Here is a 19301-nt window from a genome sequence, read left to right as displayed (position 1 = left end):
TTGTCCCGGAATTCCCCCGGTCTTGGCACAAACGACGCCTTCCCGCTCCCCGGCCGTCGCCCGCGTCGTACGCTCCCTGCGAGGAGAACCCCCACGTCACGTAAGGCGGCCCGAACAGACATGGTCAGCACCGAGTACGAGCGACGGATCGCCGCCCGGTTCGCAACCTTCGACCAGGACGGCAACGGCTGGATCGCCCGCGAGGACTTCAACTCGGCGGCCAAGGCGCTGCTCGCCGAGTTCGGCGCCCCGGCCCGCTCCGACAAGGGCCAGGCCCTGTACGCCGGCGCCGAGGCCTTCTGGCAGGGCATGGCCGGTATGGCGGACCGGGACGGCGACCAGCGCATCACCCACGAGGAGTTCGTGAGCGGCGCGGTCAAGCGGCTGCACGACAACCCCGACCGGTTCGCCGAGATCGCCCGCCCCTTCCTGCACGCGGCCCTCGCGCTCGCCGACACCGCGGGCGACGGCACGGCCACCGTCCCCGACACCGAGCGCGTACTGCGCGCCCTCGGCGTGCCCCCGGAGACCGCGCGGACAGTCGCCGCGGGCCTCGACACCGACGGCGACGGCAGGGTCGCGGAGGCGGAGATCATCCCGGCGTTCGCCCGCTACTTCACGATTCCGGGGTAGCGGCCGCCGCGGAGGAGCCCGAGAACCGCTCGCGCAGCCGGTACTTGAGCACCTTGCGCAGCGTCTCGTTGCGCGGCAGGGCGTCCACCACCTCCAGCCGCTCCGGCAGCTTGTGCACCGACAGCCCTTCCGCGCGCAGGTACGCCACCACCTCCGGCAGCGTCAGCACGGCCGCGCCGGGCGGCTGCTCGACCACCGCGCACACCAGCTCCCCGCGTTCGGCGTCGGGCAGTCCCACCACCGCCGCGTCGCCCACCGCCGGGTGCGCGGCGAGCAGGTCCTCGATCTCCTTCGCCGAGATGTTCTCGCCCTTGCGGATGATCACGTCCTTGAGCCGTCCGGTGAGGACCAGGTGACCGCTTTCGGTCACCTGCCCCAGGTCGCCGGTCCGCAGGAACCCGTCCTCGTCGAAGGCCTCCGCGGTCTGCGCGGGATCCAGGTACCCCTGGCACACCGCCTCCCCGCGCAGCCGTACCTCGCCGCCCTCGGCGATCCGTATCTCCATCCCGGCCGGCGGCCGCCCCTCGGTCGTCGCCAGGTTCTCCGCCGTGTCGTCCGGCGCCCCCATCGTGATCATCGGCACCTCGGTCATGCCGTAGCCGTGCGTCAGCTGCACCCCCATCTCCCGTACCACCGCGTGGTACACCTCCGGCGGCTTGGGGGCCCCGCCGCCCGCGAGCAGCCGCAGTGACGGAATCACCCTGGTCCCCGGCCGCTTGCGCTGCTCGGCCAGGAACATCGAGTAGAACGCCGTCGACCCGCCCGCCACCGTCACCCCGTGCCTGCGGTACTCCGGCAGCGCGTCCGGCAGTGCGAACTGCTCGAACAGCACCGCCGGGAAGCCGTACAGCAGCAGCATCACCGTGTAGTCGGGGCCCGCGATGTGCGCGTACGGGAAGGCCATGGAGCCCACGTCGTCCGCCGTGAGCCGCAGGGCGTGCGCGAGGCACGAACCGCCCGCGATGAGCGAACGGTCCGTGTGCAGCACGCCCTTGGGGTCGGAGGTGGTGCCCGAGGTCCAGTAGATCCACCGGACCGAGGTGCCCTCGGCGGGCGGGGCGGGCAGGACGGCCGGGTCGCCGTCCGGCAGCCGGTCGGCGTCGTACACCTCGAAGACGCCCTTCGCGCCCAGCCGCCGGGCCAGCTCCGTGTGGTCGAAGCCGCGCCACACGCCCGGTACGGCGAAGAACTCGGCCCTGGACTCGCGCAGCGCGAAGCCGACCTCGCGGTCCCGGTAGAAGGGGATGACCGGGGACTGCACGGCGCCGAGCCTGGCCAGCGCGAAGGACAGCACGGCCGTCTCGATCCGGGTGGGCAGCTGCCAGGCGACGACCGTGCCGGGGCGCACGCCCATGCCGTACAGGCCGGCCGCGACGCGTTCGGCACGCGCGCGCAGTCCGCTGAAGGACAGCGCCCGGTCGCCCTGGAGGAACACCGGCCGGTCCGGGGTGAGTTCGGCGCGGCGGGCGGCCAGGTCCCAGAGGGTGCGGGAGGCGCTCAGCTCGTGTGCGATGGCGTTCGTGTCGTCCATGGCCGGGCCCCTGTCCCTCTCCAGCTGACGAGTCGTCAGATCGTAGGTCCTGGTGCCTTGCCGGTCCAGGGGTGCGGGGCTAGCCTGCGAGATCTGACGAACCATCAGCTCCGTGGGGGTGCCTGCCGGTGGATCTGTCGTACACGCCCGAGGAGGAGGACTTCCGGGCGCGCCTTCGGGAGTGGCTCACCAAGGTGCTCCCGGGTCTGCCGCCGAAGCCGCGCCCCGAGGACTGGCCGGGCCGCCGCGCCTACGACCTCGGCTGGCAGCGCACCCTGTACGACGCCGGGTACGCCGACGTCCACTGGGACGCCTCCCCGACCACCCGGCTGATCTTCCTGGAGGAGACCGAGCGGGCCGGCGCGCCCTATGTGGGCGCCAACTTCGTGGGCCTGCTGCACGCGGGCCCGACCATCGCGGCCGAGGGCACCGCGGAGCAGCGGGCCCGCTGGCTGGCGCCGATCCTGCGCGGCGACGAGGTGTGGTGCCAGGGCTTCAGCGAACCGGACGCCGGCTCCGACCTGGCCGCGCTGCGCACGCGCGCGTGGCGCGACGGCGACGACTACGTGGTGAGCGGATCCAAGATCTGGACCTCGCACGCGGAGGTCGCCGACTGGTGCGAGCTGCTGGTGCGGACGGACCCCGGGGCGCCGAAGCACCGGGGCATCAGCTGGCTGGCCCTGCCCATGGACGCCCCGGGCGTCACCGTACGGCCGCTGCGCACGCTCGCCGGTTCCGACGAGTTCGCCGAGGTGTTCCTCGACGAGGTGCGGGTCCCCGTCGCCAACCGGGTGGGCGCCGAGAACGACGGCTGGCGCGTCACCATGGTGACCCTCTCCTTCGAGCGCGGCACCGCCTTCGTCGGCGAGGTCGTCGCCTGCCGCCGGGTGCTCGGCGACCTCGCGCGCGCGGCGCGTGCGAACGGCAGCTGGGACGACCCGGTGCTGCGCCGCCGCCTCGGCCGGCTGAACGCCGAGTTCCGGGCGCTGTGGCGGCTCACCCAGTGGAACGTCAGCGAGGCGGAGGGCCGGGGCGTGCCCGGCGTCGGCGGCTCGGTCTTCAAGCTGCGCTACTCGCACGCGCGCCAGGAGCTGTACGACGCGGCGGCCGCCGTGCTCGGCCCCGACGCGCTCGACCTGGACCGGCCGTGGGTCCTCGACCGGCTCTCCTCCCTCTCGTACACCATCGCCGCCGGGACCTCGCAGATCCAGCGGAACATCGTGGCCGAGCGGATCCTCGGACTGCCGAAGGGGCGGTGAACGGACGTGCGTTTCCGGCTGACCGGTGAGCAGAGGTCGTTGCGGGACGGCATGCGGGCGCTGCTCGGACGCCGGTTCGACGGCGCGGTGCTGCGGGCGGCCGTGGCCGCGCCGGGCCTGGACCGGGAGCTGTGGCGGGAGCTGGGCGCGGCCGGGTTCTTCGCGCTGCGGCTGCCGGAGGCCGCGGGCGGGGTCGGACTGGGTCTGCCGGAGGCCGTGTTGGTGTTCGAGGAGGCCGGACGGGCGCTGCTGACCGGCCCGTTGCTGGCCACCCACCTCGCGGCCGCCGACGTGCCGGGCGCGGCCGAGGGGGAGACCGTGGTGGCCCGCGTGGACGGCGCCCTGGTGGAGTGGCTGGCCGAGGCCGACGTGGTGACGGGCGGCGCTGGGGGCGCGGGGGACGTGTCGGAGGCGGTACCGCTGCGCTCCGTCGACCCGTTGACGCCCCTGCACCGGGTGCCGGGCGCCGGTGGGGGAGACCCGGATCCGGTGGCGGTGCTCCTGACCGCCGCCGAGCAGCTCGGCACGGCGGTGCGCGCGTGCGAGCTCGCCGTGCAACACGCTCGCACACGCGTGCAGTTCGGGCAGCCGATCGGGGCGTTCCAGGCGGTCAAGCACCTGTGCGCGGAGATGCTGGTGCGGGCCGAGACCGCGCGTGCGGCCGTCTACGCGGCCGCCGTGACCGCCGACCCGCTGGACATCGCGGCGGCCCGGCTGCTCGCCGACGAGGCCGCCGTGGCCGGTTCCCGGGACTGTCTCCAGGTGCACGGCGGGATGGGCTTCACCTGGGAGACGGAGGTGCACCTCCTCCTGAAACGGGCCTGGGTGCGGTCCCATCGTGGTGGGGACGTCACGGAGAGTGAGGAGAAGCTCGCGGCCGACCTGCTCGGGTGACCGTTCGCAAGGGCTCTGGGCTGGGGAATCGGCGCCTGGACGACCGGGATGTCGCGGATTGTGGCACGGCGTGATCACGGAGCGTTGATACCGGGTTGTGTCCAACGCGTGACTCGTCACGGCCTGGAGTCGGGTGTCCGCTCCGGTACCTTCTGTGGGATGCGAGTGGTTCCGAGGACGAGCCATGCCCGCGGCGCCGTCGAGGCGGCCCCGCGGCTCGTGGCGCGTGCCGCTGTTCGCAGGGCGGTAAGGGCTTGCGCCCCCGCCTGTTCGAGTCCCCGCCGCGAGCGTCGCACAGTATGCCCTAGGCGTACTCCTTCGCGCTGGAATATGCCCGAAGCGCTTGTTGGGGTGACTGTACGTCAACCATGCTGTCTCGTAAGGGAATCACGTTCCGTGACCCTTGCTCTGGCCGTTGTTCTGGCCATGCAGAAAATGGCTACGATCGTGGCCCTCGTCGCCCTCGTCGTCGCGGTCCTCGTCGCGGCGCCCGCTCGGCGCGGGTCCATGTGTCCGCCGGTTCGGATGGTGTGAGCGGTGCAGGTGCTTCAAGTGCAGCTGGAGATCCGGCCCGACCCCGCGGAGGTGGGGCGGGCCAGAAGGTGGGCCCGCTCGCGCCTCGCCGGGTCCGGTATAGCGGTGGACGAGCCGCTCGCCGAGACGTTGATCCTGCTCGTCTCCGAGCTGGTCACCAACGCCGTCGTGCACACCGGCCGACCCGCCGTGCTGCGGCTCTCGCTGCCGGGCGTGGACCGCGCGGCCGCCGAGGACCCGGCCACCGTACGGCTGGAGGTCGCCGACGACAGCACCCGCGCGCCCGTGCCGAGGTGCGTCGACGGTGACGCGACCGGGGGCCGCGGCCTCGCCCTCGTCGACGGACTCGCCGACCGCTGGGGCTGGAGCCGGGAAGGCGCCGGCAAGCGCATCTGGTGCGAACTCGACCGGTGCTCGGAGCCCCGGCAGGGTGCGGCGGTGGCGTACGGGGGCGGCCTGGCCTCCTTCGAGGGGCTGGCGTTCGAGGCGGTGTGATCCCCGTGTGCGGTGATGCGCCGGGGGTTGCATCCGTGCGCGCCCACGGTGAACCGGGGCGTGACGGGTAAACCCCGAACGGGTGTTGACGCCACGTGACCATGTGAACACGCTTGAGGTCTGCGATTCGCCGCGAGGGGACGGCGAGGGGTCCGGCCACGGACGTCCTCGTCGAGTGTGGGTCGAGACGGACGCTGGCGTGCGGGGCCCGGCTCGGGGCGGGCCGGCGCGCGTGGCCGTCCGGGTCCCGGGGGGATGGGGGAGGGTCGGTGTCACGCCGGTTCCCGGCGTGACACCGACTCGGACTCCCCCTCGCGCCGTGCCGGGCTTCAGAGGACGGCCACGGGTGCGACGGGGCTGCCCGTCGCGCCCACGAACGGCTCGGGCGTCGCCGACAGCAGGAACGCGTACCGGCCGGTTTCTCCACAGGCTGTGGACAACTCTTCGAGATTCCAGTTCTGGCCCTGGAGCATGCCCATCTCGACCAGGTCCAGGGCGTGCACGGGCAGCCAGAGGTCCTCGATCTCGGGCGGGAAGATCTCGAAGGTGAGGGTGTCGTTGGCGACGGCCGCGACGTCACGTGCGTGGAACCACTGCGGGGTCCGCACCGAAAGACCCGGCGACGGGTAGCCGTACCCGTGCTTGTCCCCGGCGAGGTACACCTGCACCTGCCCGGTCCGCACCAGCACGATGTCACCGGCGCGGACCGTCGTCCCGGCCAGCTCCTGCGCGGCGTCCAGATCCTCCGGGGTGACCGCGTGGCCGCCCGCCAGCCGCTCGACGCCACGCGCGCGTGCCACGTCCAGCAGCACCCCGCGCGAGACGATGTGCCGCGCCTTGTCGATCCCCGCGAACCGGGCCCCGCCGTGCGCGGTCACGGTGTCCGCCGGGCGGCCGTTGTACAGCCGCCCCGAGTGCGAGACATGGGTGAGCGCGTCCCAGTGGGTGCCCGCCTGCAGTCCCATCGTCACGGCGTCGTCGCTGCACGCGACCGTCCCCGGGCCGAACAGCTCCTGGTTGATCTGCACCATCGCGTGCAGCGGGTTGACCCGCCCGGGGATCATCCCGGTCTGCACGCCGTCCTCCCGCAGCGGCAGGGCCAGGGGGACCCGTCGGCCGGTGCGCACGGTCGCGGCCGCCTCCCGGACCACCTCGTCGGTGATCAGGTTCAGCGTGCCGAGCTCGTCGGCGGTGCCCCAGCGTCCCCAGTTGTTGACGCGCTTGGCGATGTCGTGGAACTCAGCCGGCAGTGACATCCGGTTCCTCCCCGGGGCTTGTGTCCGCACATCAGACGCGCCATAAAATCTAACGGTCCGTCAGAAACCGCGGGAAGGGGCCGGGCATGGGGAACTTCTTGGCAGGCAGGGTCGTCGCCGTGACGGGTGCCGGGCGCGGTATCGGACGGGCCGTGGCGCTGGCCGCGGCGGCCGAGGGGGCGAAGGTCGTCGTCAACGACTACGGCGTCTCGGTCGACGGCGCATCACCCACCAGCGAGGTCGCCGAGGCCGTCGTCAAGGAGATCGAGGCGGCGGGCGGCGAGGCGGTCGCCGTGGCCGACGACATCTCCACCATGGCGGGCGGACAGCGGATCGTGGACGTCGCACTGGCGTCGTACGGCCGGCTCGACGGGGTCGTGTGCGTGGCCGGGATCCTGCGGGAACGGATGCTGTTCAACATGACCGAGGAGGAGTGGGACCCGGTGGTCGCCACCCACCTCAAGGGCACGTTCACGGTGTTCCGGGCGGCGTCGGCGGTGATGCGGGGGCAGCGCGCCGGCACCCTGATCGGCTTCACCAGCGGCAACCACCAGGGTTCCGTCTCGCAGGCCAACTACAGCGCGGCCAAGGGCGGGATCATCTCGCTGGTGCGCAGCGCGGCGCTCGGCCTGCACAAGTACGGGGTGACCGCGAACGCGGTGGCACCGGTGGCGCGTACCCGGATGTCTGCGGGGGTGCCGATGGAACTCGCCGAGATCGGGGAGCCCGAGGACGTGGCCGCGTTCGTGGTCTACCTGCTCTCGGACGCCGCGCGGGACGCGGGGGTCACCGGGCAGGTCTACACGGTCGCCGGGCCGAAGATCGCGGTGTGGGCCCAGCCGAGCGAGGTGCGGGCCGCGTACGCCGAGGGGGGCTCCTGGACGCCGGAACGGATCGCCGAGGTGCTGCCGGGGAGCGTGGGGGTGGAGCCGATGCCGATGCTGGCGCGGGTGGCGGCGATGGAGGCCGCTGCGCGGGGCGGGGGGCGGCCGAACGCCTAGGGGGGTGCGGCGTGTGGGCGAGTGCGGCGCCGTCGTGGTTCCTCGCGCAGTTCCTCCCCCCAGCCTTCGGCCGGGGGGACCCCCAGCGCCCGTTGGTCGGTCGAATCGAACCATCTCTGGAGGGCACCGTGGAGTTCGGCTCGGGTTCGGAGGACGAGGTCTTTCGTGGGGAGGTGCAGGCCTGGCTCGGGGCGCACGTGGACGGCGGGGTGGACCGGCGCGGGTGGGAGCGGACGCTCGGGGCCGACGGGTGGATCGGGCTCGGGTGGGCGGAGGGCGGGTACGGGAACCGGACCGCCACGCTCACGCAGCAGGTCGTCTGGGCCGAGGAGTACGCCCGGTCGGCCGCCCCGCCGCGCTCCGGGCATATCGGGGAGAACCTCCTTGCCCCGACGCTCCTCGCGCACGGCACGCCCGAGCAGAAGGCGCGGTTCCTGCCGCCCGTCGCCGCCGGCGAGGAGCTGTGGTGCCAGGGGTACAGCGAGCCCGGCGCCGGGTCGGACCTGGCCGGGGTGCGGACCGCGGCCGTACGGGAGGCGGACGGCTACCGCGTGTCCGGGCAGAAGATCTGGACCTCCCTCGCCCACGAGGCCGACTGGTGCTTCGTGCTCGCCCGGACCGAGCCCGGCTCCCGCAGGCACCACGGGCTGAGCTTCCTGCTCGTGCCCATGGACCAGCCCGGCCGCGTCGAGGTCCGGCCCATCCGGCAGCTGACCGGCACCAGCGACTTCAACGAGGTCTTCTTCGACGGCGCGTACGCGCGCGCCGACCATGTCGTCGGCGGCGAGGGCGACGGCTGGCGCGTGGCGATGAGCCTGCTCGGCTTCGAGCGGGGGGTGTCCACGCTCGCCCAGCAGATCGGGTTCGCCGAGGAACTGGGCCGGGTGGTGCGGGACGCCGTGGCGAGCGGCGCCGCCGCCGACCCCGTCGTCCGCGCGCGGCTGGTGCGGCAGTGGGCCGAGTTGCGGGTGATGCGGTGGAACGCCCTGCGCACACTAGGGAGTTCGGCCGCCGAGCCGGGCGCGCCCAGCGTGGCCAAGCTGCTGTGGGCCGGCTGGCACCAGCGGCTCGGTGAGCTCGCCGTGCTGGTGCGGGGCGCGGCCGCGAGCGTCGGACCGGCCGACTGGTCGGCCGCCGCGTCCTACGAACTGGACGCCGCCCAGCACCTGTTCCTCTTCTCGCGGGCCGACACCATCTACGGCGGTTCGGACCAGGTCCAGCGCACGATCATCGCCGAGCGCGTGCTCGGTCTGCCGAGGGAACCGAAGGGGGTCGAGTCGTGATGCGCGGTGTGGTGTTCGACGGGAAGCAGGTCCAGGTGGTCGACGACCTGGACGTCCGGGAGCCGGGTCCGGGTGAGGTGCTGGTGTCCGTGGCGGCGGCCGGGCTCTGCCACAGCGATCTGTCCGTGGTGGACGGGACCATACCCTTCCCCGTTCCCGTGGTGCTCGGCCACGAGGGCGCCGGAGTGGTGGAGGCGGTGGGCGCGGGGGTCGGTCACGTGTCGCCGGGCGACCACGTGGCGCTCTCCACGCTCGCCAACTGCGGGACCTGCGCCGACTGCGACCGGGGGCGGCCGACCATGTGCCGCAAGGCCATCGGGCGCCCCCAGCAGCCGTTCACGCGCGGTGGCCGGGGCGTCCACCAGTTCGCCTGCAACTCCGCCTTCGCGGAACGCACCCTGGTCCGGGCCGTGCAGGCGGTGCGCATCCCGAAGGACATCCCGCTGACGTCCGCCGCGCTGATCGGCTGCGGGGTGCTGACCGGTGTGGGCGCGGTGCTCAACCGGGCCCGGGTGGACCGCGGCGACACCGTGCTGGTCATCGGCACCGGCGGGATCGGGCTGAACGTCATCCAGGGCGCCCGGATCGCGGGCGCGCTGCGGATCGTGGCCGTGGACGCCAACCCGGCCAAGGAGGAGGTGGCCCGGCAGTTCGGCGCGACCGACTTCCTGACCTCGACGGACGGGGTGAAGGACCTGCTGCCGCACGGCGTCGACCACGCCTTCGAGTGCGTGGGCCGCGTCGAACTGGTCCGGCAGGCCGTCGACCTCCTCGACCGGCACGGCCAGGCGGTCCTCCTCGGCGTGCCCGCCGCCACCGCCGAGGCGTCCTTCGTCGTCGCCTCCCTGTTCCTGGACAAGTCCATCCTGGGCTGCCGTTACGGCTCCTCGCGCCCCCAGCACGACATCGCCCTGTACGCCGAGCTGTACCGGCAGGGCCGCCTGATGCTGGACGAACTGGTGACCGCGACCTACCCGGTGGAGGACTTCGAGAAGGCCCGCGCGGACGCGGAGGCGGGACGGGTGGCCCGGGGGGTGCTCACGTTCTGACGGTCCCCGTGGTCCCCGTGGTCCCCGTGGTCTGTGAGGTCCCCGTGCGGAAGGTACGGCGGTAGGCGGTCGGGGTGACGCCCAGCGCCGTCTGCAGGTGCTGGCGCATCGACTGGGCGGTGCCGAAGCCGGCGTCCCTGGCCACCTGGTCGACGGAGAGGTCGGTGGACTCCAGGAGGTGGCGGGCGCGTTCGACGCGCTGCCGGGTGAGCCACTGGCCGGGGCTGACGCCGGTCTCCTCGCGGAAGCGGCGGGTGAAGGTCCGTACCGACATGGCCTCCTGCTCGGCCATGTCGCGCAGCTGGATCGGTTCGTGCAGGCGGCCCAGGGCCCAGGCGCGGGCGGCCGTGGTGGTGGCCGTCTGGAGGTCGGGGACCGGGCGGTGGATGTACTGGGCCTGGCCGCCGTCCCGGTGCGGGGGTACGACGGTGCGGCGGGCCACGTCGTTGGCGACGGCGGTGCCGTGGTCGCGGCGGACCATGTGCAGGCACAGGTCGATGCCGGCGGCCACCCCGGCGGAGGTCAGTACGTCGCCGTCGTCGATGAACAGGACCTCCGGGTCGACCTCGATGCGCGGGAACAGCCGCTGGAGATGGTCCGCCTCGGCCCAGTGCGTGGTCGCCGGGCGGCCGTCCAGGTAGCCGGCGGCGGCCAGGACGTAGACGCCGGTGCAGATGGAGGCGAGCCGGGTGCCCGGGCGGATGTGGGCCAGGGCGGCGGCCAGTTCGGGGGTGAGGACGCCCTCCTCGAAGACCGGGCCCAGCTCGTACGAGGCCGGGACGACCACCGTGTCGGCGGTGGCCAGCACCTCAGGGCCGTGCGCCACGTGGATCGCGAAGTCGGCGTCGGTCTCGACCGGTCCCGGTGGCCGCACCGAGCAGGTCACGACCTCGTACAGGTGGCGGCCCCGGCGGTCCTTGGGGCGGCCGAAGATGCGGTGCGGGATGCCCAGCTCGAAGGGGAGCAGACCGTCCAGGGCGAGGACGACCACACGGTGCGGGCGGAAACCGGGCGCCCCGGGCTCATGGAGTTGGCTGTCCATGGCCCGATCCTAGCGAATACTGTCCTTCGGGCCACTCGATGGAGTGAATCCGCTGGCCGAAGCTTTATGGCGTGCCCCAGACAACGGAACCCGCAGCAGCCCTCCAGCACCCGAAGCCGGCCCGCGCACCACGCATCCACCGCGCCTGGTTCGTCGCCGCCGTCACCTTCGTCACGATCATCGGCGCCGCCGCCTTCCGCTCCCTGCCCGGCCTGCTCATCGACCCGCTGCACGCGGAGTTCGGCTGGTCGCGCGGCACGATCGGGGCGGCCGTCTCCGTCAATCTCGCGCTGTACGGGCTCACCGCGCCCTTCGCGGCCGCCCTGATGGACCGTTTCGGCATACGGCGTGTGGTCGCCGTCGCCCTGACCGTGATCGCGCTCGGCTCGGGCCTGACCGTGTGGATGACGGCGGCCTGGCAGCTGCTGCTCTGCTGGGGCCTTCTGGTCGGGCTCGGCTCCGGGTCGATGGCCCTCGCCTTCGCAGCCACCGTCACCAACCGCTGGTTCACCGCCCGGCGCGGCCTGGTCACCGGCATCCTCACCGCCGCCTCCGCCTCGGGCCAGCTGATCTTCCTGCCGCTGCTGTCCTGGATGGTCGAGACGTACGACTGGCGTCCCGCCGCCGTCACCGTCGCCCTGGCCGCCCTCGCGGTCGTCCCGTTCGTCTGGCTGCTGCTGCGCGACCACCCGGCCGACGTGGGCCTCGAGCCGTACGGCGCCGACCAGTTCGTGCCCAAGCCGCCGCCGGTCACCGGCGCCGCCCGCCGGACGATCGGGGTGCTCCGCTCCGCCGTGCGCACCGGGCCCTTCTGGCTGCTCGCCGGCACCTTCGCGATCTGCGGCGCCTCCACCAACGGCCTGATCCAGACCCACTTCGTGCCCGCCGCCCACGACCACGGCCTGCCGGTCACCGCCGCGGCCTCGCTGCTCGCGGTCATCGGCGTGTTCGACGTCGTCGGCACCATCGCCTCCGGCTGGTTCACCGACCGCTTCGAACCCCGCCGCCTGCTCGCCGTCTACTACGCCCTGCGCGGCCTCTCGCTGCTCTTCCTGCCGATGCTGCTCGGCCCGGCGATCCACCCACCGATGATCTTCTTCATCGTCTTCTACGGCCTGGACTGGGTCGCCACCGTCCCGCCCACCCTCGCCCTGTGCCGCGAGCAGTACGGCGAGGACAGCGCCATCGTCTTCGGCTGGGTCCTCGCCTCCCACCAGGTCGGCGCGGCCCTCGTCGCCTGGCTCGGCGGCGTCGCCCGCGACGTCTTCGGCACCTACGACATGGTCTGGTACGCCTCCGGCGCCCTGTGCGCGGCGGCGGCCCTGATGGCCTTGGTGATCCGCCGCCGACCGATGCCGCCCGTGCCCGCTCTCGCCGTCTAGGGGCTGTCCGGCGGATCAGGTCGCAGGGAAGCAAGGGTGGCTCGTCGGCCGAGGTGAGCGGGGTCTGGTGCGTCCGGCTGCACGGCGGAGGAGCCGTGGCCGATCAGCCGCTGCCGCGGCGGGCGACGCGGTGGGGGCACCTCCCGGCCGGAGGCTGGGGGACGTCGGTGATCGACGACACCGCCGCTGGGGGTCCCCCCACGCCTTTCGGGCAGTGGGGGAGGGCGTGCCGGACCCCGCGTCTGCGGCATGATCCGCCGGACAGCCCCTAACCCTCCGGCTCCAGCCTGCCGAACCGCCCCCGGTGGAACAGCAGCGGGGCCTGGTCCGGGAGGCTTCCGTCGGCCGTGCCCAGGGCTCGTACCCGGCCGACCACGATCAGGTGGTCGCCGCCCGTGTGGACGGCGTGGATCGCGCAGTCGATCCAGGCCGTGGCGCCGGCCAGGCGGGGTGCGCCCGAGGCGGGGGCCGCGTCGTACGCCACGCTCGCGAACTTGTCCGTGCCGCTCCTCGCGAAGGCGCGGCACAGCTCGCCCTGGCCCGCGCCGAGCACGTTGACGCAGAAGGCACCCGCGCGGGCGATGCGCGGCCAGGTGGCCGAGGTGCGGGCGACCATGAAGCAGACCAGGGGCGGGTCGAGGGAGAGGGAGGAGAAGGACTGGCAGGCGAATCCGGCGGGGGAGGGCTCGCCTTCGGCGGCCGGTGCGGTGACGACGGTCACCCCGGTCGCGAAGTTCCCGAGCACCCGCCGGAACTCCACGGGGTCGACCGGCGCCCGCTCGTCCGCCCGCACACACCGCAACTCCGGGCGCGGCAGGGCCTCCACGGGCCCCGGCGCGGGAACCGACCTGAGATAACGAACGGCAGCCGCGGCCGCCCCAGCGTGTCCCATCACCCTTCCATTGAAAGTGACGGATCGTCAGATGGGAAGGGGTGGGCGTTCGAAACGGCGGTCTGCCGCCGTCACCGGCCCCGGAACTCGGGGCTTCTGCGCTCCGTGAAGGCGCGTAGGCCCTCCTGGGCGTCGTGGGTCGTCATGTTGAGCTCCTGGGCGGCGGCCTCGGCGGCGAAGGCGGCTGTCCGGTCGCTCTCCAGGGACGCGTTGAGCAGGTGTTTCGTCAGGGCCAGGGTGCGGGTGGGGCCGGCGGCCAGGCGCTGTGCCCACTCCCGGGCCGTCTTCGCCAGCTCCTCGTCCGGTACGACCCGGTTGACCAGGCCCAGACGTTCGGCCTCCGGCGCCGGGAGCGCGTCGCCGAAGAACATCAGCTCCTTGGCGCGGTGCGGGCCGACCAGCCGGGGCAGCAGGTAGGCGCCGCCGCCGTCGGGGACCAGGGCGCGGCGGACGAACACCTCGATGAAACGGGCCGACTCGGCGGCCAGGACCAGGTCGCAGGCGAGCGCCAGGTGCGCGCCGAGGCCGGCGGCGGTGCCGTTGACGGCCGCGATCACCGGTTTCTCGCAGTCGAGGACGGCGGTGATCAGGCGCTGGGCGCCGCGCCGGATGGTGCGGGCCACGTCACCGGGGAGGGGCGCGGCGGACCCGGAGCCGCGCAGGTCCGCGCCCGCGCAGAAGCCCCGGCCGGTGCCGGTGAGCACCACCGCCCCCAGCTCCGGATCGGCGGAGGCGTCCGACAGCAGCCGGATGACCTCCTCCCGCTCGGCGGGGGTCACGGCGTTGAGGGCCTCGGGACGGTTGAGGGTGACGTAGGCGACCCGCTCCGCCCGTGCGTACCGGACGGTGTCCATCAGCGGCACACCGCCAGCGCGTCCAGCGCCACCGCGCCCTGGCCCTGTTCCAGCACCATCAGCGGGTTGATGTCGAGCTCGGCGAGCCGGTCGCCCAGTTCCAGGGCCATGCGCTGGACGCGCAGGATCACCTCGACGAGCGCGTCGAGGTCGGCCGGCGGCCGCCCCCTGACCCCGTCCAGCAGGGGCCGCCCGCGCAGTTCGGCCAGCATGTCCCGGGCCTGGTCCTCGCCGAACGGCGGCACGCGCACGGCCGCGTCGTGCAGCACCTCCACCAGCACCCCGCCGAGCCCCACCGTCACGGTCGGCCCGAAGAGGTCGTCGTGGGTGACCCCGACGACCATCTCCACCCCCCGTTCCACCATCTGGCAGACCAGCACCCCGTCCAGGGCGACCCCCTCGTAGCGGGCGATGTCGGTCAGCTCCCGGTAGGCGTCCCGGACCTGGCTCGCCGAGGTCAGCCCGACCTTCACCAGGCCCAGCTCGGTCTTGTGCGCGATCTGCCCGCCGGACGCCTTCATCACCACCGGGTAGCCGACCAGCCCGGCCGCGCGCACGGCCGCCGCCGCGCTGGTCACCAGCTGCTCGCGCGGCACCCGGATGCCGTAGGCGCGCAGCAGCTGCTTCGCCGCGTGCTCGCTCAGCTGCTGTCCCGGCCGCAGCAGCGCGAGCGCCTTGCGGTAGGAGGGCGACGGGGTGCGCGGGGCCTCGTCGAAGGGGGAGCGGTAGTCGCTCACGAAGCGGTGGTGGTCCAGGTGGGCGCGGACGGCGGTCAGGCAGTTGCCGACCGTGCGGAAGGTGGCCACCCGGGAGGAGCGAAGGAGGACGTCGCGGTAGGCGGCCTCGGTGCCGACCGGCGAGCCCCACACCACGCAGACCAGTTTGTCGGTCGCCTCCGCCGCGTCCACCAGGTCCTGGACCAGCTTGTCGCTGAGCGGGGGGAAGGGGCCGGTGATCGGGCAGATCAGCACGCCGACCTCGGGGTCGGCGAGGATCGAGTCGATGATCTTGCGGCCGCGCCAGTCGCCCACCGGATGCCCGCCGTTGTCCACCGGGTTGGCCACGCTCAGGTACTCCGGTATCCACTGGTGCAGTTCGGCCTGCCGGGCCTCGGACAGCTCCGGCAGCCGCAGCCCCAGGCCGGACGCCAGGTCGGCGACGTGCGCGCCCGTGCCGCCCGAGATCGAGTAGACCACCACGCCGTCCGCGCGCGGCGCCCGCGCCCGCGCCAGCAGGGCCGCGGTGTCCTGGAGTTGGTCGAGACCGTCGACGCGGATCACGCCGTACTGCCGCAGCGCCGCGTCGACCACGTCGTCCGCGCCGGTCAGCTTGCCGGTGTGGGAGGCGGCGGTGCGGGCGCCGGCCTCGGTGCGGCCGACCTTCACCGCCACCACCGGCACCCGGCGGCGGGCCGCGCGGTCGGCGGCCAGCAGGAAGGCGCGGCCGTCCTTGAGGCCCTCGACGTAGCAGGCGATGGCGCCGACCTCGGGGCGCTCGGCGAAGTAGGAGATGAAGTCGGCGGTCTCCAGGTCGGCCTCGTTGCCGGTGGGCGCCCAGTGGGAGAGGCGGACGCCCAGCTCCTGCGCGGCGAAGACCGGGCGGCCCTGGTGGCCGGACTGGGTGATGAGGGCGATGGCGGGGCCCTCCAGGTCGTCGCGGAACCGCTCGAAGGCGTTCAGGTTCGTGTTCGGGCCGAGCAGCCGCAGCCCGGAGCGGCGTACGGCCGCCGCGAGGCGGGCCTGGGCGGCCGCGCCCGCCGCGCCGGTCTCCGCGAATCCGGAGGCGAAGGCGACCGCGAACCTGACCTTGGCCGCGGCCAGTTCCTCGATCACCGGGAGCGGGTCGGCGACCAGCAGGACGGCGAGATCGACCTGCTCGGGCAGGTCGGCGACGGAAGGGACGCAGTCGATGCCGAAGACGGCCGGCCGGGTGGGGTGCACCGGGTGCACCCGGGCCCCGACCCGCCCGGCCCAGTCGAGGAGCTGCCGGGTGATACCGGTGTTGGGCCGGCCCTCGGCGTCCGAGGCGCCGATCACGGCGACCGACTCGGGCCGGAAGAACCGGTCGAGATCCGGTACGTCCGCGTACAGCGGCCGGCCGCTGACGTCCAGGTCGTCCTCGGCGGCGGTCCGGCCGTGGACGGCGGGCCCGGGGCGCTGCTCACCGCAGGCGATGGCCCGGGCCCGGCGGGAGTCGGTGGTGAGGGTGCCGTGGGTTGATCCAAGCATCGGTCCGCCCGCCTCTGTGTGACAGCACGATAAACTGACGCAGTGTCAGATTACTGAACTGACACTGCGTCAGGAACCGCTCTGCACGCAAAGTTGGGGCTTAAAACGCTCTCCCGGTCACCCGAGGGCGGCCAGTACCTCCTTCGCCGCCCGCTCGCCCGAGCGCACCGCTCCGTCCATGTATCCCGTCCAGAACGTGGAGGTCTCCGTGCCGGCCCAGTGGATCCCGTCCACCGGCTTGCGCAGCGCCGCACCGTACTCGGTCAGCACCCCGGGCGGTGCGTAGGCCACCGGGCCGCCCCGTGAGAAGCCCTCATTGTCCCAGCGTTGGAGCACGAAGGAGGTGGGGTTTTTGGCCTTGTCGCCGAAGTAGTTGGCGTAGTCCGCCAGGACGGCGGCCTTGATCTCGGCCTCGCCCGCCGCGTCGTAGGCCCGCATCTCGTCCGCCTCGATGAAGCCCATCAGCGCCCCGTAGGAGGCGTCCGGCGGGGAGTTGTCGAAGGTCGAGCGGACCACGCCGGAGTCGCTGACGGCCTGCCCGTTGAGGCCGTCCGCCCGCCAGAAGGGGGTGTCGTACACGGCGATGGCCTTGCCGATCGAGCCCATCGGCATCCGCTGGGTGAGCTGGTCGCGGGCGGCCGGCAGCAGCGGGTCGTAGCTGATGCGGGCGGCCAGCGGGGGCGGCAGGGCGACGACGACGCGGGTCGCGGTGACCGTGATGCCGTCCGCCGTGACCACGTACGAGCCGCCTGCCCTGGCGATCGAGCGGACCGGGGCGCTCAGCACCACCCGGTCGCCGAGGGTCGCCGCCAGCTTGATCGGGACCTGCTGGGAACCGCCGACGAAACGCGACTCCTGTGCGCCGCCCGCGGTGTCGGTGAGGCGCTCCAGGGTGCCGGCCGTGGACTCGTTGCCGGCGGCGGCGATGTAGTACAGGACGTAGAGGAGGGAGAGTTCGCGGGGCTGGGCCGAGAAGATCGACGTGCAGGCCACGTCCAGGAGGAACTTGGCCGAGGGGATGACCGCCTTCGCGTTCAGCCAGCTCTCGAAGGTCTGCTTGTCCCACTCCGCGGCCTTGGGCGCGGTCCAGGGCGCGTCCACCGGCACCTGCGCGGCCATGCTGTCCAGTTCGGACTGCACGATCGCCGCGTTGGCGAGCCCGGCCGCGTCCACCGGCGGGACCGAACCGAGCAGTCCGCCGGTGTCGTACGGGGTGCGCTTGCCGTCCTTGTAGAGGAGGTTGTCGCCCGTGTTGTACGTGGTGAAGGTCGCCACCCCCAGGGAGTCCGCGAGGGCCTTGATGCGGTCCTGGGTGGGGCCGATGAACTCGCCGCCGCCCTCGGTGTGACCCCCGTTGGCCAGCTTCAGGTTCACCACCCGGCCGCCGACCCGGTCCCGGGCCTCCAGGACGGCGACCGTCCGGCCGCCGGCCACCAGGTCGCGGGCCGCGGTGAGTCCGGCGATGCCGCCGCCGACGATCGCGACGTCGACGGTCCGGGAGGCCGCCGCGGCGGCCGGGCCCGCGGAGACCGCGGTGAGGCCCACCGCCCCGGCGGCGGCACCGCCGAGAAGGGAGCGGCGGGAGAGCTGTCTTTCGCGTGCCACGTGCGTCCTCCGTACGGAGCGAGAGGGGTGAAGCCGGAAAGTTGAGCAGGGCTCACATTCTGGTCTCGGGCACGGGCTTGGTGCTACCGCCGGTAACAAAACGCTCTCGTCGCATGCGTCACATGAGTAACACGGTTCGTACGTAAGGAGGTTGAGGATCTCTACGCCGTCCGCAGGCGCTTGGCGAGCGCCTTCGCGATCTTCTCCGCGTCGAGGGCCATCTCGCGGAACATGCCGCTGATCGGGTTGGTGTAGCCGGTGAAGTAGAGGCCGGGGGCGTTCCCGGGGGCGCGGGAGCCGTGGACGACCGGGCGGCCGCGGTCGTCGAGGACGCCGAGGTGGCCGACCAGGCTCTCCAGGCCCCGGACGTACCCGGTCGCGGCGATCACCGCGTCGGGGGAGGTGCGGGTGCCGTCGGCGAGGGCGACCTTGCCGTCCTCGAAGCCCTCGACGGCGGCCACGATCTCGACCCGGCCCCGCCGCACCGCGTCGATGAGGCCGACGTCCAGGACCGGGATGGAGCCCTGCTTGACCCGGCTGTAGAGGCCGGTGTCGGGGCGGGGCAGGCCGTGGGCGGCCAGGTCGGGCACGCTCACCTTGGCCATGGTGCGGGCGAGCCGGTCGACGAGGCGGGTGGGCAGCCGCCGTACCAGGATCGAGTTGTACTGGGCGGCCCAGCCGGCCGTGGAGCGGCGCACGATGTGCGGGACCGTGCGGACGGCCAGCCGTACCCGGGCGGCGCCGCCCTCCACCAGGTCGACGGCGATCTCGGCGCCGGTGTTGCCGATGCCGACGACCAGCACGTCCTGACCGGCGAACGGCCCGGCGTCGCGGTACTCCCCGGCGTGCAGGAACCGCCCCTGGTAGCCGTCCAGGCCGGGCCAGTCGGGGATGCGCGGGGTGTGGTTGAAACCGGTGGCGACCACGACCGCGGAGCCCGTCAGCTCCCGGCCGCCGGACGCGTGCAGCAGCCAGCCGTCCGCGCCGGGCGAGCGCTCCACGCGGGAGACCTCGACACCGGTGACGATCTCCAGTTCGTGGTGCTCGGCGTACTTCTCCAGATAGCGCACCACGTCGTCGCGGGAGACCCAGCGGCCGAAGCGGCGCGGCATGGGCAGCCCCGGCAGGGCGGACAGCCGGCGGGTGGTGTGCAGGTGGAGCCGGTCGTAGTGGCGGCGCCAGGACGCGCCGACGTTGTCGGACTTCTCCAGGACGACGGCACGGACGCCCCGGGCCCGCAGCGCGTACGCGACGGCGAGACCTCCGGGGCCGGCGCCGATGACGTAGACGGGCGAAACGGTGGGGGGAAACACGGCCATGAGCGGGAGCGTAATCACGCTTCACGTTGATGGGTCTCGGTCAA

Annotated in this window: 16 protein-coding genes; 8 read left to right on the top strand and 8 right to left on the bottom strand. The window is 73.3% G+C overall.

The window, feature by feature from the left end:
* The first annotated feature begins 120 nt into the window (after positions 1-120).
* Positions 121-633 carry an EF-hand domain-containing protein gene (locus ACZ3KP_RS15590; RefSeq protein WP_467499823.1) on the top strand — a complete coding sequence of 171 codons (513 nt, stop codon included), beginning with the start codon at positions 121-123 and terminating at the stop codon, positions 631-633.
* Here ACZ3KP_RS15590 and ACZ3KP_RS15585 read toward each other — a convergent pair.
* Complete coding sequence (locus ACZ3KP_RS15585; protein WP_467499821.1) at positions 617-2164, bottom strand: class I adenylate-forming enzyme family protein; 1548 nt, start codon at positions 2162-2164, stop codon at positions 617-619. The genes ACZ3KP_RS15590 and ACZ3KP_RS15585 overlap by 17 nt on opposite strands.
* Before the next feature lie 128 nt (positions 2165-2292).
* On the opposite strand from ACZ3KP_RS15585, the gene ACZ3KP_RS15580 reads away from it, so the two are divergent.
* From ACZ3KP_RS15580 to ACZ3KP_RS15570, 3 genes are all read left to right on the top strand, one after another.
* Positions 2293-3423 carry an acyl-CoA dehydrogenase family protein gene (locus tag ACZ3KP_RS15580; RefSeq protein WP_467499819.1) on the top strand — a complete coding sequence of 377 codons (1131 nt, stop codon included), beginning with the start codon at positions 2293-2295 and terminating at the stop codon, positions 3421-3423.
* Positions 3424-3429: 6 nt separating this feature from the next.
* On the top strand, positions 3430-4317 hold the full coding sequence (locus ACZ3KP_RS15575; RefSeq protein WP_467499817.1) for an acyl-CoA dehydrogenase family protein: 888 nt from the start codon (positions 3430-3432) through the stop codon (positions 4315-4317).
* Between the two features lie 552 nt (positions 4318-4869).
* On the top strand, positions 4870-5346 hold the full coding sequence (locus ACZ3KP_RS15570) for an ATP-binding protein (RefSeq protein ID WP_467499815.1): 477 nt from the start codon (positions 4870-4872) through the stop codon (positions 5344-5346).
* A gap of 329 nt (positions 5347-5675) precedes the next feature.
* On the opposite strand, the gene ACZ3KP_RS15565 is transcribed toward ACZ3KP_RS15570, so the two are convergent.
* On the bottom strand, positions 5676-6602 hold the full coding sequence (locus ACZ3KP_RS15565; RefSeq protein WP_358974126.1) for a cyclase family protein: 927 nt from the start codon (positions 6600-6602) through the stop codon (positions 5676-5678).
* Positions 6603-6688: 86 nt separating this feature from the next.
* On the opposite strand from ACZ3KP_RS15565, the gene ACZ3KP_RS15560 reads away from it, so the two are divergent.
* The 3 genes from ACZ3KP_RS15560 to ACZ3KP_RS15550 all read left to right on the top strand — a co-directional run bounded on the left by ACZ3KP_RS15560 (position 6689) and on the right by ACZ3KP_RS15550 (position 9935).
* A complete protein-coding gene (locus ACZ3KP_RS15560; RefSeq protein WP_467499813.1) occupies positions 6689-7603 on the top strand; it encodes an SDR family NAD(P)-dependent oxidoreductase in 915 nt (304 codons plus the stop codon).
* A gap of 128 nt (positions 7604-7731) precedes the next feature.
* Entirely contained in the window at positions 7732-8886 is a 1155-nt protein-coding gene (locus ACZ3KP_RS15555; protein ID WP_467499811.1) for an acyl-CoA dehydrogenase family protein, read from the top strand.
* A complete protein-coding gene (locus ACZ3KP_RS15550; RefSeq protein WP_467499809.1) occupies positions 8886-9935 on the top strand; it encodes a Zn-dependent alcohol dehydrogenase in 1050 nt (349 codons plus the stop codon). The genes ACZ3KP_RS15555 and ACZ3KP_RS15550 overlap by 1 nt, the downstream gene beginning before the upstream one ends.
* Here ACZ3KP_RS15550 and ACZ3KP_RS15545 read toward each other — a convergent pair.
* Positions 9925-10977, bottom strand: a complete 1053-nt coding sequence (locus ACZ3KP_RS15545; RefSeq protein ID WP_467499807.1) for a GlxA family transcriptional regulator — start codon at positions 10975-10977, stop codon at positions 9925-9927. The genes ACZ3KP_RS15550 and ACZ3KP_RS15545 overlap by 11 nt on opposite strands.
* Positions 10978-11048: 71 nt before the next feature.
* Between ACZ3KP_RS15545 and ACZ3KP_RS15540 the strand changes: the two genes are divergently transcribed.
* The gene (locus tag ACZ3KP_RS15540) at positions 11049-12359 is read left to right on the top strand and encodes an MFS transporter (protein ID WP_467499805.1); all 1311 of its coding nucleotides are present in this window, start codon (positions 11049-11051) and stop codon (positions 12357-12359) included.
* A 268-nt stretch (positions 12360-12627) separates the two neighbouring features.
* On the opposite strand, the gene ACZ3KP_RS15535 is transcribed toward ACZ3KP_RS15540, so the two are convergent.
* The 5 genes from ACZ3KP_RS15535 to ACZ3KP_RS15515 all read right to left on the bottom strand — a co-directional run bounded on the left by ACZ3KP_RS15535 (position 12628) and on the right by ACZ3KP_RS15515 (position 19257).
* The gene (locus tag ACZ3KP_RS15535) at positions 12628-13251 is read right to left on the bottom strand and encodes a flavin reductase family protein (RefSeq protein WP_467499803.1); all 624 of its coding nucleotides are present in this window, start codon (positions 13249-13251) and stop codon (positions 12628-12630) included.
* 71 nt (positions 13252-13322) lie between these two features.
* Entirely contained in the window at positions 13323-14105 is a 783-nt protein-coding gene (locus ACZ3KP_RS15530; RefSeq protein ID WP_467499801.1) for an enoyl-CoA hydratase/isomerase family protein, read from the bottom strand.
* Entirely contained in the window at positions 14105-16333 is a 2229-nt protein-coding gene (locus ACZ3KP_RS15525; protein ID WP_467499799.1) for an acetate--CoA ligase family protein, read from the bottom strand. Before ACZ3KP_RS15525 ends, ACZ3KP_RS15530 begins: the two co-directional genes overlap by 1 nt.
* 117 nt (positions 16334-16450) lie before the next feature.
* Positions 16451-17938 (bottom strand): flavin monoamine oxidase family protein, encoded by a 1488-nt coding sequence (locus tag ACZ3KP_RS15520; protein ID WP_467499797.1) that lies wholly within the window; start codon positions 17936-17938, stop codon positions 16451-16453.
* Between the two features lie 161 nt (positions 17939-18099).
* A complete protein-coding gene (locus tag ACZ3KP_RS15515; RefSeq protein WP_467499795.1) occupies positions 18100-19257 on the bottom strand; it encodes a flavin-containing monooxygenase in 1158 nt (385 codons plus the stop codon).
* Positions 19258-19301: the final 44 nt, after the last annotated feature.

The organism is Streptomyces sp. NPDC020958 (genome assembly GCF_055562175.1).
The sequence above is the reverse complement of the archived record's forward strand: the minus strand, read 5'-3'. Positions and strand labels throughout refer to the sequence as shown.